Below are 15,888 nucleotides of genomic sequence, written 5' to 3'. Positions count from 1 at the left end.
CTGCGGGATTGTTATGCTTCCGGGCACTGTGGCCAGAGGTGGGAATAAAAATAATGAAAGCCCTTGCGGATATTCTTCGAAATGAAGTGCTGCTATGCGAAAGCTTCGATGACTGGAAAGCCTTCTGGCAGAAGGAAGAGCGTCGAATACCATTATCATCTCCTGAAAGGGGGACGCTGGAACAGGCCTTCTATGATGGCTGCCGCGCAGATCGGGTCGCCTGGGCTTTTGCTGGCGGTTACCAGTGGGCGATTCGCAGCCTTCTTCCTTCATATATTGATAACTCTTCGATTCTTGCACTCTGTATTACCGAATCCGGCGGTGGGCACCCGAAAAAAATTCACTCTGAACTGAAGCAATCTGGAAACAATTGGAATCTCTCTGGGAAGAAACAGTTTGTCTCTGGTGGCACTGGGGCTGATGTTCTGGTCATTGCTGCCCGGGAAGGTGAGCAGCTCGACGGCCGGCCTCAATTAAGGATGTTAACTCTGGAGGCAGATACGGCAGGATTAACGCTTCAGGACATGCCTGCTCTCTCCATTGTGCCGGAAGTGCCCCATGCCTCAGTAGTTATGGAGGGTATTCAGGTGTCTTCTGAACAGGTGCTGCCGGGGGATGGTTACCTGAATTACATTCGTCCGTTCCGCATGTGTGAAGATCTTCATGTTCAGGCAGCTTTGCTCGGGATGGTGGTCAGAAAGGCCCACAGCCAGAAAGTGGTTGAGATGGTGGAACAAGCGCTGGCTTATTTTCACTTGCTAAAAGGTTGTCAGTTGCAGGAAGAACCTTCTGCTGCCGGGCTGGCTATGGCTGGTTTTGAACCCCGTTTGATGAGTCTTCTGGATGATGTGATGGGCATTATTACCGATGAAGACGAACTACGTGCCTGGAAAAGGGATAAACAGCTGCTTTCTGTCGCGGGAAAAGCCCGGGCAATACGCAAAGAAAAGGCAAGGCACTGGCTGGGTTTTTAACAGTAACAAAATCCCTACAGCCTGAAATGGCGTAGCTTTCCAGCTCCAACTACTCTTCCCCGGTTTGTAAAGATTCAGGGGTGATGAAATGCGAGCTTTGGCCATTCTTTCTTCCCTGCTACGGGGATTGGTGCTTTGTGGGGTTGGGGGGCTTGGTTTCGGCGCTGCGGTTTCACAGGCTGGCTGGTTTTCCAGTGAAACACCCTGTTCGGTGCCAGCCGGACTTTATAATGTTCAGCAACTTGGTGCCGGCTACGACAGCCTGAATTTTACTGTTACCTCATCTGGAGATGTCAGGGGAACCTATCGGTTGCTGGCAGGGATGGACGCGCACCATTATCCCGCTTCCTACGAAGTGTGGCTTGATAGCAATTCATCAAATATTCAGTGTTACGGCGACACTATTGAGCTTTCAGCCGGTGACTCTTACCACTCTTTAACTCTGGCTCTGGTCTGGAACCGGGCACTTTCAAAGCTTGATGCCACTGGGTCTTATACAGGGGATGCAAGTTGGGCTCGATGGGGGGTAAAGAATGGGCTGACGGTTGCGACAATAACCGCCCTTATTTATACGGGAGTATATCTCTACAGGCACCAGACAGATGTAAAGTTTTTTGCCCAGACTCTGGAGGTGGTTCGCTTGGGAGAAAAAAAGATCTTGGGGTCGGGAACTGCAATCCACACAGGGGTAAATTGGCTGACTGGTTTCGATACTGCAGGGGTTGGGTATTGGGTCTGGTGGTGGGCATTGAAAAAGTATCTCCTGGAAATGCACCTCTATGATTTTAGTTTTCCTGCCGCTGGAGCTTTAACAGGCATGCTGACAACTCCCTTGATAGGCAACACTTCGACTTACCCTCTGAGGGGGATGGGAGGGCAGGTTATTGCTGGAGGAAAAGGGGGACACTGCACTATTCCTGCAGGACTTTATCAGGGAACCATACACGACCCTGCTCAAGGAGCACTGGAGATAACTGTTCCTATTGGTTTGAATAATTCAGAAACTCCGCCCAAGGCTTTGGTTTCGTCAGCCAGTCATGTTTCCTCTTATAACATTACTCCTTCAACCCTAACCTGTCGGGGTAATCAATTAATCCTGGAGTGGAGCTCTTCTTCTTCATCTTCTTCAAAAGGTTATCTGGCGGTATTTTACAGCAAAGAAAAAGGTGTAATTGGTACGGGCTTTTTAGCGTCATCAGGGTTGTGGCGTTACGGAAAACCAATCTTAATGCCAGCCGTTCAGTTGGAGGTAAGTCAGCCAGACCCGATCTTAAATCATTAGCAAGAGGGCGCTTTACCTTACTGCTATATTGTTTATTCGTTCACCGAGCGCATCGGTGAAGTGTTCAAACAGTAATAGGAATTTTGATGGCGGCTATAAATAAATACTTCCTATGGCTGGTGCTTTTTTCGGTTGCTTCAGTGGCTGCTCAATATGGATCAGCCATACCTTTTTCTTTGGGGAGCTGGTTTGGAATTGACATATGGGTGCCTTTCTCGGCATTAAGTGTTATCCCGCTATTGGATGTATCCCGCTCTTTTGTTCAGCACTATGCTGAGCAGGCTGGTGTTGAGTTTCGTAAATCCCTCTGGCACATGTTGGTCATTCCAACGGTTGTTGCATTTATCTGCTCAATAATTGCAGGGTTACCTTTCACTATATTTCTTGGTGCCTTGGTTGCTGTGAATGTAGGCGGGTATATCGATATTCGAGTTTTCCGTTGGGCTGCTGTGCTAAGCCATAAACCCCATGTTCGTATGCGATTTTCAAATGCCGCAGCAACCACTTGTGGTACCACAGCATTTTTTACGATTTCGTTTACCAGTTGGCCAGACGCTTTGGGGTTGTTTTCAAATGAACTGGCGAAACCCTGGGATGTTCTTGTGATTGGCGGGGTGTCTCAGTCCATTGTAATCTGGACAACCGGTATCATAATGGCTCACATAATGGCCTTTATGATCGACAACCTTGAGGGGAAAGAATCGGAAAAAGAAGAGCAGAAAGCACCTTCCACCTCTTCTCCCGAATCAGACTAGGGGGCGTTCTCAATTAAGCATACAACTCAGCGCCACCCGAAGGGCATTGCCGAGAGCCTCTATGGCTGCGTTGCAGCTCCTTGAAGGCTACCAAGTAGTCCAGCGGAGCTGCGTCTTACCCTGGAAACTTTTGGGAATGCAGGGCTCGATTTTTAATCGTGTCCCCCCTAGTTCAATCCTTTAGTTTTAATTGTGAACCCTGCGTCAGGGTTCTGAGCCAGAGCTTTCACAACTGTTGGAAGTGACTCCTTCAGTTGCTTTTCAAGCAGCCAGGGCGGGTTAATCACAAACATGCCACTGCCAAACATTCCTTCGGTATTATTTCCCCGAACTTGCATGGTGACATGCAGCCAGCGATCGGCGCCGCAGCGTTCTAGCTTGTGAGGAAACATGCGTGAATGCTCGCTGTTAATTTCCGGGTACCAAACAGCATAAACACCCGTGGCAAAGCGTTGCAGTGCTCCTTTCAGAGTCTTGATAACTGCGTTGTAGTCATCTTTCACTTCGTAAGGTGGGTCAATCAATACCAATGCTCGCCTTTCTACGGGAGGGAGCAGAGCCTTGAGCCCTGAAAACCCATCGCCTTGGGTGACTTTCACTCTTCGATCACCCTTGAAGTTACGGGCAAGTTCACGGCTGTCAGCCGGGTGCAGTTCAAAGAGCTGAATATTGTCATATGGGCGGAAAAGCTCGGCAGCCAGAGCTGGTGAGCCGGGGTAGAGTTTCAGTTCTTTTTCATTGTTATTGAATGCTGAAACCGCATTCAGATAGGTAGAAAGGTGCTCTGGTAGATTGTCTTTTCCCCACAGCCGACCAATACCGTCTTCCCACTCGCAGGTTTTTTGGGCGAAACTGTCACTCAGAGAATACCCACCGGTGGCGGAGTGAGTATCGATATAGCGAATAGGTTTGTCTTTGCGGGCTAAATGTTCAATCACCAGAGACTGAACCAGATGTTTGAGGACGTCGGCATGGTTGCCGGCGTGAAAACCGTGTCGGTAACTAAGCATGAGCCAGTTGTTCTACAGAAAAATATTGGAGGGGAATATAACCTATGGCGAATGGGAAAGTCTGGTTAGTTGTCCGGTTTGGATAACTTTTCGATTGAAGCAGCAATAGCCCGGTCGGCCATATTCTGGCAGTGTATTCATAAAAAATGCAGAAGGAGCAGGTATGCCGGACAACTACATTCTTTACGGCTGGAAGGTTTCTCCCTATACCCAGAAAACAGCGGCTTATCTGCGCTACAAAGGCATTCCTTTTACTGAAGAGGCGCCGTGGATATATAAGCTGAGCAAACAGATTCCCAGGCACGTTGGGAAAATGGTGATGCCGGTTGTCGAATCTTCGGATGGTCAGTGGTGGCAGGATTCCAGTGAGATTATTGACCTGTTTGAGCAGCGTTACCCTGAAAACCCTGTCTTGCCTGAAACGCCCAAGCAGAAGTTAGTGGCCAATCTTCTTGAGCTTCATGGAGATGAGTGGCTGTGTATGTCGGCTCTCCATTATCGTTGGACAACGCCAGAAAACTATAAGTTTGCGATCAGTGAGTTTGGAAAAAACAGCTTACCTTATGCTCCCAATTTTTTGAGGAAGAAGGTTGGAGAAACCATTGGCCGAAAAATGAGAAGCTATATGCCCAGGCTGGGAATTGAGGGCGCTGCGGCAAAAGGTCTGGAAAAGTATACGATGCGCTTTCTGCAGCTACTTGAAGAGCATCTAAAACAATATCCATTTGTACTGGGAACAAAACCCTGCCTTGGAGATTTTGCATTGTTCGGGCCACTGTGGGCGCACCTGTACAGAGATCCGGGCACAACTTGCTTGTTCGATAACTCCCCTTCCGTGCGGGCGTGGTTTGATCGGTTACTGGATCCGGAAGCAGGAGCGGGTGAGTTCTTACCTGATGACGAGATTCCTGAAAGTCTGGAACCAATTATTCAGAGTATCCTTGCAGAACAGTTTGAGTTTTGTCGCACAGTGATTGATGGTGTAGATCGTTACGTGGAATCTCATCCTGGTGCCAAAAGAGTTTCCAGAGTTGTGGGCGAAGGGCCATTTACTGTGGGAGGAGAAAAGGGTCACAGGGTTCAACTCTCTTATCTCCAATGGATGGTGCAAAGAACTTTGCTGGCTCGTGATGATGTACCAGAGTCAGGTAGGGTTGAGATGAATGAATGGTTAAAAAGTTTGGGTGGAGAAAACTTTATGAATACTAAAATCAGCCACCCAATTAAGCGCGAGAACTATAAGGAAATTCTAGAAGGAAGTTCTGGCTTAAATAGGAAATCTTAGCCTGCCGGCTGGTGCAAAACCAACGGCAAGCTAAGAGGATTAAGTGTGGGGGGGCGTTCTCAATTAGGTGTTAGCTACCCAGCATGGCTTTTTTGAGTTTTTTATCGGCTGGTTTATCACCCAGCCAGATGCCAAATAAGGCTTTACGGAAATCATCACCCTTTACCTGAGCAGCTTTGGTTCCATTACGGTAGGCGGCGACACCAACACCGGGTTCACCAACGATTGTGAACACTTCACCCTTTTTAATTTCCGACTGGGTAAATACACCGAGGAATTCATCAATGCGTTTTTTAAGAGGCGCTACATTTCCGTTCGTTGCTTCCTTGAAGCCTTCCTCAACAGTAGAAACCATTTTGTCGGAAGTAATCAGGCCAGAGATGATATTAAGACGCACGGCAGCTAACTCTTTGCCATCAAGAATTACCTGTGGATTTTTCTCTGGCTTTGGCGTGTAAAGGGAGCCGACATAAAGATCGATAAAAAACTTGGAACGAATACCTGCCCCGTTTAATTGCAGAGTTTTACCACCTTCCTGAATAGAAGGTGTGAGTTTCACTCCGGCAATTTCAGTATCAGCTGCCTGAATTGAGAAGGAAAATAACAAGGGGAAAAGAAAAATCGCGATACGCTTCATGGAGTACTCCGGGTGAGTGCCTGTAACTGGCGCCAATAGTAGCACTGTTGTATTACCTGGAAACTTTCTCCATTGCCGGGTTGTGACGTTTTTTGGGCACTATGTCAGGATGTCAAAGGCTCTTGGGTGAGCGGATGAATCTATACTCAGGTAAATAACGCCCCTTTTGGTGAAGTCATGGATGGCCCAGCAGTACCTCCCCGTAATGCTTCTCCTCGTGATGTTTCGAGTGCACCATCATCTCCTGTTCTTGAACGTAAGAAGCCCTCAATTACACAGGCCTTGCGCAGCCGATTTGGGCGAAAAATTGGTAAGTTGAGTAATTTTGTCAGGCATCTTCGGGGCAATTTGGAAACAAAACGCTCTTCAAGCCTGAATGATCTGACGTCAGTCAATAAAGAGATATTCGATAGAGGAATTAAGAAAGCTCATGTTGAGCCCAGCTTATCTCGGTCTATATCCATGCCAGCAATTCATGACACCCCCCACACGGCATCAGATGTCGCGACCAATATAAAAGCTGGTTTCTATGATGGTGATAGTGGTGACTCTGCTCTCTACAGTTTGCTGTTAAAGCCTGACTTTCCATACACGGAGTTACGCCAGTTGGCCTGGACTGATGGTGGCAAATTATCCGGGAACTCTCTGCATACTGTTCGTTTAGTCTGGGCAGTGCGAAAGGCAGGAGACTTTCTTGGTAAGCACAAAGGCATTCCTCCAGATCAGGCAAAGTTTGAGCTGGCAAATGAATTAAGCAAAAGAAAGGTGCCGGGGCGCTATATTCTCGAGGCGGTAACGGCGACAGATATGTTGAGCCGAAGCCCCTCGGCGAATGTGAAGCCTGAAATCAGGCAGGTATTTTATTTCATTAATTCCGGAAAGCCTGAAGTGGTGGCTGATTCTCAAAAACTAGCGGCGTTTTCCCAGAATGTTGAGCAAATGGTTATCAGGGGCGAGATTTCCGAGCCGCGTTTAGCTGCCATGGCTCAGGATATTCAGAGAACTTCGGACCTTGATGATATGCCTGTTGATCTTTCCTTACTGCAGTCTCTGACCCATGGCCCTTCTGAAAGGCTGGTTCCTAGAAGGTCAGGCCCGGGAAGGTCGCAGAGGCCAGAGCAGCCACGCCCTACACCAAAACCAAGAAGGCGTGTTCCAGATCGAACTCCAGCTCGTTCCCCTAAAATTGCCAAAGCGATAACTCCAGGTGATGCAATGATTGAGCAGGCCCGGCAATACGCTGGAAAAGACAGCCAATTGAGGCTTAACCACACTCCCAGTCTTGATGCTACTGAGCGTGTACGGCTGGAGTCTGAATATGGGGTGAAAACGATTCCCATAAAAATCGGGGGAAAAGAGGTCGCTTATATTTTTACCTCTTCGCCTGATGGAAAGCCTAAAAATCGGGTCTTTCTCTCAAGTCACGGGCAAGGCTGGCATGAACGGCCAAAATTCCAGAAAAATCCGGCTACAACCATGCTGTTTGCAGGAGTGAGAGATAATGTTCTGAAGTCAAGAACGGCCACTTTTGCTAATGGGCTGGCATCAGGGAGGGCTCGTTTTGAAGATGACTCACAAATTTATGGGCGCATTCAGCGTGAGGTTACTGATTACGCGCTTGATGGCTCTATTAGTACTCAACCGGCAATGGCCGCTCAACAATTGGCAAAGTTTCGTGATGAAGGTGCCGTGAATGATTTTGATTACCTGCTGATAGATCGCAATGTTAAAGGCTTGCATATGAGTGACTTAATGCAGGCTTTGCAGGACGCCGGAATCACACACACACAGATGATTAATCACATTTGTCGTCCGCAGACAGACCATGCGGGGATATTTAGTGTACGTAAGACTTTTGAGGATGATGGGGTGCTGAATCTCTCAACGATTGATCCTGATTTGGGTGACGGCTCACCTTCAACTCCACCGCCTCCAGTTCCCAGAAGACGAAACCTTCGCTAGGTCTCACATTGGCTGCCGGGCTGCCGACATTTTCCTTATCTGCTGAAGTTTCTTTAAAGGTATGGATTATGCTCTGGAAAAAGGCTCTGGCCACCAGTCTGTTGGCGCTGGGGTGTCAGGTTTCACTGGCTGCACCGTTGCTACCCGTTGAACAAACAGATGAGGCTGTGCAAAGTACTCAAACCTGTTTCAATTTTGAAGAGAGTAACTGGCTGTTTTCCAGAAATAAGCCAGCGATTGACTGGCCAAAAATAAAGGGTGGAGTGTTAAGCCTCCTGCCGGATAATCTTTTTAGCGGGGCTGTGGCTGCGATTCTCAGAAGCCCGATTCGCCCTCCATTTGAAGCAACATTTGAGTTTCGCACCTTTGATGAGGATGGCGGCCCCCAGCATGTTTGGAACTCTGCGGATGGCATCTCTTTTTTCTTTTATAAAGACGGTAGCCGTTACGGAACGCCTCCCAATGGTAATTTTATGGGCTTCTCTGCCTCTGGTGGGGGTTATGCTGTTCAGATGCCCACCTATGGTCAGCGCCGGATACGCTTCAGGGAAGCTTCTGGACTGACGTTTCAGACCAACCCTTTCCGCCAGTCATACACTCACGGAGCCTGGGTACCCTTGAAGATTCATGTGTTGCCTAATCGGGTTTTAGCCTGGAGTGGTGATCGCAAACTTATTGATGTGGCTCTGAATTTTAACACTGAGTTTTCTGATCTTGGTTTCAGTGCAGCAACAGGAGCTGCAGACAGTGAGCATCAGGTGAAGAACTTCTGCCTCAGTCCTATCCAATCTCAAGTTGTTGATAAGAAAAAGAGCGAACGAAAAGAAGAGAAGGATGTTGAATTAAAGCCTGAATCACCAGTTGTAGCATCAGTTGTAGCACCGGTTGAGCAAGCTGTTAAAAAATTAGAAGAACAGCAGATAGTTCCTCCATCCCCTGTAAACGAGGAAACCGTAGAACAAACTCCCGTTGTTCAGCCCGAAGTCACACCAGAACCAGAAGTTTATCTGCCGAAAGGCCCGATTGAGCCATATGATTCAAGTAACTCAGAATCTAACAGTGAGTCTGTCAGAGAAGGGCGGGAATCCACTTCCGTTGACGTTAATACAGATGACGAGCCCGTACAGGAGACTGATTTACCTTCTGATGTTACCCCTTCTGAAAACCTTTCACCCGCAACCGAACAGGAAGAAAGTGGCCAGGAGTGGCAAGAAGATGAGGAAGAAACGCTTCTCCCAGAGGGGGAGAGTGAACAAACAGAATTTCTGGATGACACTACGGCAATAGAACAATAAGCTTGTTGCTCGTAGTTTTTATTTGAAACACAATTCACCTGCATCTAACAGGCAGTTTGAGAGAAATCAGCTATCTTCTGACACAGGTTTCCTCAACTAAATGCAGGTTGGTATGAAAAAGCTTGGTTTTACTGGTTTCCTTGCTGCAGGAATTACCTTGGGACTGTTCTGCGCTCCACTTGTTTCAGCCGGAGATAGTGATTCTTATAAAGCCACAATATCACTGGTTGATCATACCGGGATGCCACTGACTGTTCCTGGTTGCAGTGCGATTAAGAAAGACAGTAATCGTTGTATAGTATTTGACAGCCCAACGACGGTTGAGCCTGGTGATACGGCAAAGATTGGTGAAGTCACTAATAGTGCCCATTCAGCAGAGGGTGATTTTACCATTCAGGCTGGCAGTATCTCCGACCTTTACAAGTTGACCTATAAGTTCGATAAACACTTCAGCGAATCAACAATCGAAATTACTGGTGGTAGTAGCGATGTTCTACTGGCTGTTGATCCGTCAACCTGCACCCGAAGTCCTGATGCAGAAGGGGCTCTGAAATGTTGCTCTTACGGCAAGGATCATAAGCATAAGCTCTACTGGGAATACACTTATGACTGCGAGCTGCCTGTTTCAGCCGCGAATTAACCTGTAATGTCTCCGCTGGAGTACGCCCAGTATCTGTTGCTTGTTGCAATGAGCTGGACGACTCCATCGGGGGATCTATACGACGCCGCCTGTTTGGGTACCAACTTCATTTTCACTGGTTATCACGATGCGCTGTGTCCTGAAAGGCGCAGTTGGCGAGATATCAAAGAATCCACTCGTTACACTTTCTATTACCCGAGACAAAGCCAGGGAGAACTGCCTGGGAAATATCCACTGGTGATTCTGTTTCATGGTGTTTCATCCGCTCATACCGTAACTATGGAAAAACGCAGGAGATTCTTCCTTAGCCGTGGGTACGCAGTGATGGTGGTAGACAGTTACTCACAGGAAAGAGTTCTGGCCGGATTACCTCAGAATGTCCGCAATAAAATGCCCAGCTGTGAAACGAAGTACACAGAGGAAGAAAAGCACTGGGTTATGCACCTTTTTCAGGAGCGTGTAACGCAAGGCTATGCACTGACTCCCTCCGTAAGGGCTGTTGATGTTTATGTGGCTTTGGATGCTGCATACAGAGAACCGAAGGTGGATTCATCCAATATGTCCCTTGTGGGTTATTCCCATGGTGCTTCTACAATTCTGGAGGCACTTACACTGGCTTATTTCCGAAAAACCCCACCGGGAGCGAAAGATACTCCCATTAACCTGTTAGATGGTGTGCGTTCAGTTGTTCTTTATTATCCCAGTTGCAGGCCGGGCATTTATTTTCATTGGCTCCGGAAGTGGCCAGCTATACCAACACTTATGATTTTAGGGAAACGGGATTCGCTATGCAGGATGGAGAATTGTCAGAACATTAATACAGTGATTAATAAAAAGGCTGGTTATAGTGTTATTCAGGAAGAAATTTATGATGCTCCCCATAATTTTGATATGGAGGAGTTTCCCGATGATTATTATCCAAAAGTAGAAGCGTTAGCCAAAGAGAGGACTATGAAGTTTCTTGAAAGCTGCAACTGATTCAACAGAACCTAGACATCAGGCAATGAAGCTGTGAACATCTCAGGCTTATAACAAGAATAAAAACAGAGAACTGCCATGGCTATTATCAAGCATATAGTTGAAATTGCCTGTACCCCACAGGAACTGTTCGAGTATCTGACTCAGCCATGGCTCTGGCACGAGTGGCATCCCAACTCTGTTTCTGCGACGAATCAGGGCACGCCTCTTAGAGTGGGCGACGAGTATTCTGAGATTTATAAAATACGTTTGTTTAAAAGCTTGCCGATTATGCTCACCAAACATTTGCACTATGAAGTGCTCGAAGTTGAGCCTTTTTCATCGTGGAAGGTAAGAGCGCATACCGTTGGTGCCGTGATTAATTTCCATTATCAGTTTGAGCCCTGTGAGAAAGGTGTTCGCTATACTCGCAATCTGGATTATCAGGTGAGGGGGTTGTTCCGTGTTGGTGCACCTTTGCTGGAAAAGAGAAACCGGGAAATGTCAGATGTCGCGGTTGAAAATATTGTTCGAATTATGGAACAGCGCAGCATTCTGACAGTAAAACAAAGGCAGGCTGCAACGGAACAAGCAGGTTGATTCTAGAAAAAAGGCGCCGTAGAAACAGCGCCTTTTAAGATTCAAGAAGGTAACTTCAGAAGAATAAGTTTACAGAGCCTTAATCGCTGACAGCTGTTCTTCCATCTTGCCAAGAGCAGCACGAGCATCTTCCAGTTTAGCTTTTTCCTTCTCAATTACCGCAGCTGGAGCCTTGCCAACAAACTTTTCGTTAGAGAGTTTGCCTTCAAAGCGGGCGACTTCTTTGACCAGCTTTTCAACTTCACGATTGAGGCGGGCAATTTCCTTGTCTTTATCAATCAGGCCAGCCATTGGTACCAGAACTTCCATCTCGCCAACCAACTGAGTGGCAGACATAGGTGCTTCTTCACCTTCTTTCAGGGCAGTGAGATTTGTCAGCTTGGCTAGTGAAGTCAGGAAGGTGCTGTTATCTTCCAGACGACGCAGGTCTTCTTCAGAAGTATTGCGCAGGATCACATCCAGAGGCTTGCTCGGGCCGATGTTCATTTCGGCACGAATATTACGGATACCGGAAATAAAGCCTTTCAACCATTCGATATCTTCTTCAGCCTGCACATCAATCTTGCTCTCATCCGCGACAGGATAAGCCGATGTCATAATGGTTTCGCCTTCAACGCCAGCTAAAGGTTTAATCTGTTGCCAGATTTCTTCAGTGATATAAGGCATAAACGGATGGGCAATGCGCATGATTGCTTCCAGAACGCGAACCAGAGTCTGGCGTGTACCGCGCTTGCGGGCTTCTGGTGCATTGTCATCCCATAGGACAGGCTTGGACAGTTCAAGGTACCAGGCGCAGTACTCGTTCCAGATAAAGTCGTACAGGTTCTGGGAGGCATGATCGAGGCGGAAGTCGTCAATGTTTTTGGCAACCTGCGCTTCAACACGCTGCAGCTTGGAGATTATCCAGCGGTCAGCCAAGGTCAGCTCTACATCGTCGTTACCAACACCGCAATCTGCCTTCATGGCTTCAGTGATCTCGACAGTTTTACCGCCAGCTGCTTCCAGAGTCTCTTCACTTACAGTGTTTTGCAGAACATAGCGTGAGGCATTCCAGATTTTGTTACAGAAACTGCGGTAACCATCCAGGCGTTTCATGTCCCAGTTGATGTCACGGCCGGTAGAAGCCAGTGAGTACAGGGTGTAACGCAGGGCATCGGTGCCGTGAGGTGCGATGCCGTCGGCATAGGCTTTACGGGTGTTCTTTTCAATCTTGGCGGCCAGTTGCGGCTGCATCATATTGCCGCAGCGCTTAGTAACCAGTGATTCCAGATCAATACCGTCGATCATATCCAGAGGGTCAAGCACGTTACCCTTGGACTTGGACATCTTATCGCCTTTCTCATCGCGGATCAGGCCGTGTACGTAGATGTTCTTGAAGGGGACTTGAGGCTTACCATCTTCATCTTTCATGAAATGCATGGTCATCATTATCATCCGGGCAGCCCAGAAGAAAATAATGTCGAAGCCCGTTACCAGAACATCGGTTGGGTGGAACGTTTTAAGGCGTTCAGTCTGTTCTGGCCAGCCCAGGGTGCCAAATGTCCACAGACCGGAAGAGAACCAGGTGTCCAGTACGTCGTCGTCCTGACGCAATTCTACGTCTGCACCCAGACCATGCTTTTCACGAGCTTCCACTTCAGTGCGGGCAACATAAACCTTGCCTTCGTTATCGTACCAGGCTGGAATTCGGTGGCCCCACCACAGTTGGCGGGAAATACACCAGTCCTGAATGTCACGCATCCAGGAGAAGTACATGTTCTCGTACTGTTTGGGTACAAACTGGATATCGCCGTTTTCAACAGCTTTGATCGCAGGCTCTGCCAGAGGGGCTGTGTGCACAAACCACTGGTCTGTCAGAAGAGGTTCAATAACCACACCAGAACGATCGCCATAAGGCACAACCAGCGCGTGATCTTTGACTTCTTCCAGCAAGCCAGCTTCATCAAAGGCAGCAACAATAGCTTTACGAGCAGCGAAACGCTCAAGGCCTCGGAACTGTTCAGGGATGGTGGTATCGATGTCGTTGTTCAGGCTGCCATCAATGTTAAAGCCCTGACCTTCGTCGCAGATATCACCGTTGAGGGTCATGATGTTGATCATGGGCAGATTACAGCGCTTGCCGACTTCGTTATCGTTGAAGTCGTGGGCCGGAGTGATTTTTACACAGCCGGTGCCCTTTTCCATGTCTGCGTGCTCGTCGGCCACGATAGGAATACGACGGCCAACCAGTGGTAGAACGATGTCTTTGCCGATCAGGTCTTTATAGCGAGGGTCTTCCGCGTTCACGGCAACACCGGTATCACCCAGCATGGTTTCTGGTCGGGTGGTGGCAACCACGATGTAGTCTTTGCCTTCGCCAGTCTTCTGGCCATCTGCCAGCGGATAGCGTAGATGCCACATGTGGCCCTGCTTGTCCTTGTTTTCTACTTCCAGGTCAGAAATAGCTGTGTGCAGTTTAGGATCCCAATTGACGAGACGTTTGCCGCGGTAGATCAGGTCATCTTCGTACAGACGAATGAATACTTCCTGCACAGCTTTGTAAAAGCCGTCGTCCATGGTGAAGCGTTCGGTGTCCCAGTCGACAGACGCACCCAGACGTCGCAGCTGACGGGTGATGTTGCCACCGGATTCGGCTTTCCATTCCCAGATCTTCTTGGTGAAGGCGTCGCGACCGTAGTCGTGGCGGGTTTTGCCTTCTTCAGCCATCACCTTGCGCTCAACCAGCATTTGTGTGGCGATACCAGCGTGGTCGGTACCCACTTGCCACAGAGTGTTGTTGCCCCGCATGCGCTTGTAGCGGGTCAAGGCGTCCATGATGGAGTCCTGAAACGCGTGTCCCATGTGCAGGCTGCCGGTGACATTCGGCGGCGGAATCATGATGCTGTAGGGGGTGCCTGAGCCGGACGGCGCGAAATAGCCGTTCTCTTCCCAAGTTTTGTACCAGGTGCTCTCGATGGCACTCGGATTGTAAGTCTTTTCCATAATGCAGCTTCAGTCTGGAGGCGGGAAATCGAAACGAACAAGTATACCTGCCTTGGGGCTGAGTACGAATAGCTGTTTAACGATGTGATTCACAGGAGAGGGTAGAGCAGCAGTCTGGCGATGCTTGGGAAAAGGCCGGTTATCACTGGAACTATGGGTCGGCGGACAGGCCATTGGCAGTGACATCCACGCCATTCACAGAAAGACGCCCTGCAGCAACATTGAATCGGCAAGATGTTGGTAGGTACTCTTGTGGAATCTGATGACGATTGGCATCAGAGTGATAAGCGCAGTGCCAATGGATAGAGCCTTCGGTAATGACTGGGAAATATTGAACGCGGGCATCGCTTGGAAAATCGCCTGGCATCATGCTTGAATTCAGATTGGCGACAAATCGAACGGGATTGCTCCCACTTTTTGGATTGCACTGAATATCGGAAATATATGTTGTTGCGACGTTTATATCTGCTTGATATGTGTTGCAGTAACCAGTGATTGAGCTGTTGTATGCGTAATATTCTGTTAAGTCAATGGCGCTCTTTTTTAGTATTGGTAGAATCTCTCCAGCAATAATAGACCGAACTCTGTAGGCCTGATACGCAGGCAGCGCCATGGCAACGATGATGCCGATGATGGCTACAACGATCATCAGCTCAATAAGAGTAAATCCTTGTTTTTTCGCCTTTTTTTCGATCATGGACGCAATCCGTGCACTTTTTGTCACCTATTCAGTTAAGCATGATTTCCTGAAATCTGAAGAAAATATGTAGCCGAAGGGGGAATTACCTGATTGGAACAAGGATCATTGTTAGTGACTTCTACCCCATCGGTATAACTGTTGTCCCCAGAGGGGATAGTATTCGGTTTAATCATTGGCTGCTTTCTTTAATAGAGGTAAAACCTCACCGGCAAGAATCGAACGAAGCCGATAAGCGGAAATGGTGATGGCGGCAACTATTCCGATAATTCCTGCAACGATCATCAGCTCGATGAGAGTAAAGCCTTGCTTGTTATGATTTTGAATAAACATTGCAACGTCGTACCGGACATTTTTTCGTTCTATCTATTCACAATACCGCGGACACTTTCAGGCGGCGATAGCTCCATAGTTACTCAGCTGCTCGTAAGCACCCCTGACTTTTTCATCACTCAAGGGTAATTCTAACTTCTCAAAAACTCTGCACATCAAGTGGCGGTTGAACATGCGACGCTTCCAGCTGGCAATCGAAATCACTGTTTCATCACACGTGTTTTTCTCTTCCCGGTCAGCTAGTTTCAGAAGATTCAAGGCTGAAAATGATGCGTTGATTTGAGTGTGAATCGCTTCTTTCCGACAAGACTGACAATCCATCAATCCAGTGTATTGCTTGGCTTCACGGAAGATAAATTCAATCTGAAACCTGGCTTTGTAGTACTCGATAATTGTCATGGCTTCCAGTTCTGTATCGGTCGAGTAAATTAACGCAGTACCGATTTTATTGCCTCGTCGAACACGTAGCATCACAACCC

15 protein-coding genes are annotated in these 15,888 nt (G+C 48.0%); 9 read left to right on the top strand and 6 right to left on the bottom strand.

Annotated elements, in window-relative coordinates:
- Positions 1-53 precede the first annotated feature (53 nt).
- The 3 genes from QMA35_RS02975 to QMA35_RS02965 all read left to right on the top strand — a co-directional run bounded on the left by QMA35_RS02975 (position 54) and on the right by QMA35_RS02965 (position 3,011).
- Positions 54-974, top strand: coding sequence for an acyl-CoA dehydrogenase family protein (locus QMA35_RS02975; protein WP_281645645.1), 921 nt, complete (start codon positions 54-56; stop codon positions 972-974).
- Positions 975-1,062: 88 nt separating this feature from the next.
- The gene (locus QMA35_RS02970; RefSeq protein WP_281645644.1) at positions 1,063-2,256 is read left to right on the top strand and encodes a hypothetical protein; all 1,194 of its coding nucleotides are present in this window, start codon (positions 1,063-1,065) and stop codon (positions 2,254-2,256) included.
- Positions 2,257-2,342: 86 nt separating this feature from the next.
- Entirely contained in the window at positions 2,343-3,011 is a 669-nt protein-coding gene (locus QMA35_RS02965; RefSeq protein ID WP_281645643.1) for a hypothetical protein, read from the top strand.
- A gap of 167 nt (positions 3,012-3,178) precedes the next feature.
- On the opposite strand, the gene rlmJ is transcribed toward QMA35_RS02965, so the two are convergent.
- On the bottom strand, positions 3,179-4,021 hold the full coding sequence (gene rlmJ / locus QMA35_RS02960) for a 23S rRNA (adenine(2030)-N(6))-methyltransferase RlmJ (RefSeq protein WP_281645642.1): 843 nt from the start codon (positions 4,019-4,021) through the stop codon (positions 3,179-3,181).
- A gap of 163 nt (positions 4,022-4,184) precedes the next feature.
- Between rlmJ and QMA35_RS02955 the strand changes: the two genes are divergently transcribed.
- Positions 4,185-5,306 (top strand): glutathione S-transferase family protein, encoded by a 1,122-nt coding sequence (locus QMA35_RS02955; RefSeq protein ID WP_281645641.1) that lies wholly within the window; start codon positions 4,185-4,187, stop codon positions 5,304-5,306.
- A gap of 70 nt (positions 5,307-5,376) precedes the next feature.
- Here QMA35_RS02955 and QMA35_RS02950 read toward each other — a convergent pair whose 3' ends face one another.
- Entirely contained in the window at positions 5,377-5,943 is a 567-nt protein-coding gene (locus QMA35_RS02950) for a chalcone isomerase family protein (protein ID WP_281645640.1), read from the bottom strand.
- A gap of 177 nt (positions 5,944-6,120) precedes the next feature.
- Between QMA35_RS02950 and QMA35_RS02945 the strand changes: the two genes are divergently transcribed.
- From QMA35_RS02945 to QMA35_RS02925, 5 genes are all read left to right on the top strand, one after another.
- Entirely contained in the window at positions 6,121-7,905 is a 1,785-nt protein-coding gene (locus QMA35_RS02945; protein WP_281645639.1) for a hypothetical protein, read from the top strand.
- Between the two features lie 68 nt (positions 7,906-7,973).
- A complete protein-coding gene (locus tag QMA35_RS02940) occupies positions 7,974-9,200 on the top strand; it encodes a hypothetical protein (RefSeq protein WP_281645638.1) in 1,227 nt (408 codons plus the stop codon).
- A gap of 112 nt (positions 9,201-9,312) precedes the next feature.
- Positions 9,313-9,840: a hypothetical protein gene (locus QMA35_RS02935; RefSeq protein WP_281645637.1), complete on the top strand. Its 528-nt coding sequence runs from the start codon at positions 9,313-9,315 to the stop codon at positions 9,838-9,840.
- A 6-nt stretch (positions 9,841-9,846) separates the two neighbouring features.
- The gene (locus tag QMA35_RS02930) at positions 9,847-10,818 is read left to right on the top strand and encodes a hypothetical protein (RefSeq protein WP_281645636.1); all 972 of its coding nucleotides are present in this window, start codon (positions 9,847-9,849) and stop codon (positions 10,816-10,818) included.
- Between the two features lie 78 nt (positions 10,819-10,896).
- Entirely contained in the window at positions 10,897-11,397 is a 501-nt protein-coding gene (locus QMA35_RS02925) for an SRPBCC family protein (RefSeq protein WP_281645635.1), read from the top strand.
- Positions 11,398-11,466: 69 nt separating this feature from the next.
- On the opposite strand, the gene QMA35_RS02920 is transcribed toward QMA35_RS02925, so the two are convergent.
- From QMA35_RS02920 to QMA35_RS02905, 4 genes are all read right to left on the bottom strand, one after another.
- Positions 11,467-14,379, bottom strand: a complete 2,913-nt coding sequence (locus QMA35_RS02920; RefSeq protein ID WP_281645634.1) for a valine--tRNA ligase — start codon at positions 14,377-14,379, stop codon at positions 11,467-11,469.
- 151 nt (positions 14,380-14,530) lie between these two features.
- Positions 14,531-15,076: a prepilin-type N-terminal cleavage/methylation domain-containing protein gene (locus QMA35_RS02915; RefSeq protein ID WP_281645633.1), complete on the bottom strand. Its 546-nt coding sequence runs from the start codon at positions 15,074-15,076 to the stop codon at positions 14,531-14,533.
- A gap of 168 nt (positions 15,077-15,244) precedes the next feature.
- Positions 15,245-15,409 (bottom strand): prepilin-type N-terminal cleavage/methylation domain-containing protein, encoded by a 165-nt coding sequence (locus QMA35_RS02910; protein ID WP_281645632.1) that lies wholly within the window; start codon positions 15,407-15,409, stop codon positions 15,245-15,247.
- Between the two features lie 57 nt (positions 15,410-15,466).
- Positions 15,467-15,888 (bottom strand): transposase (locus QMA35_RS02905; protein ID WP_281645631.1); only part of this gene is annotated, 422 nt, incomplete at its 5' end.

The sequence above is a fragment of the Parendozoicomonas sp. Alg238-R29 genome (assembly GCF_947331445.1).
In the GTDB taxonomy this organism is placed as follows: domain Bacteria; phylum Pseudomonadota; class Gammaproteobacteria; order Pseudomonadales; family Endozoicomonadaceae; genus Sansalvadorimonas.
Note: the sequence above shows the minus strand (reverse complement) of the source record. Positions and strands in the feature narration are given on the sequence as shown.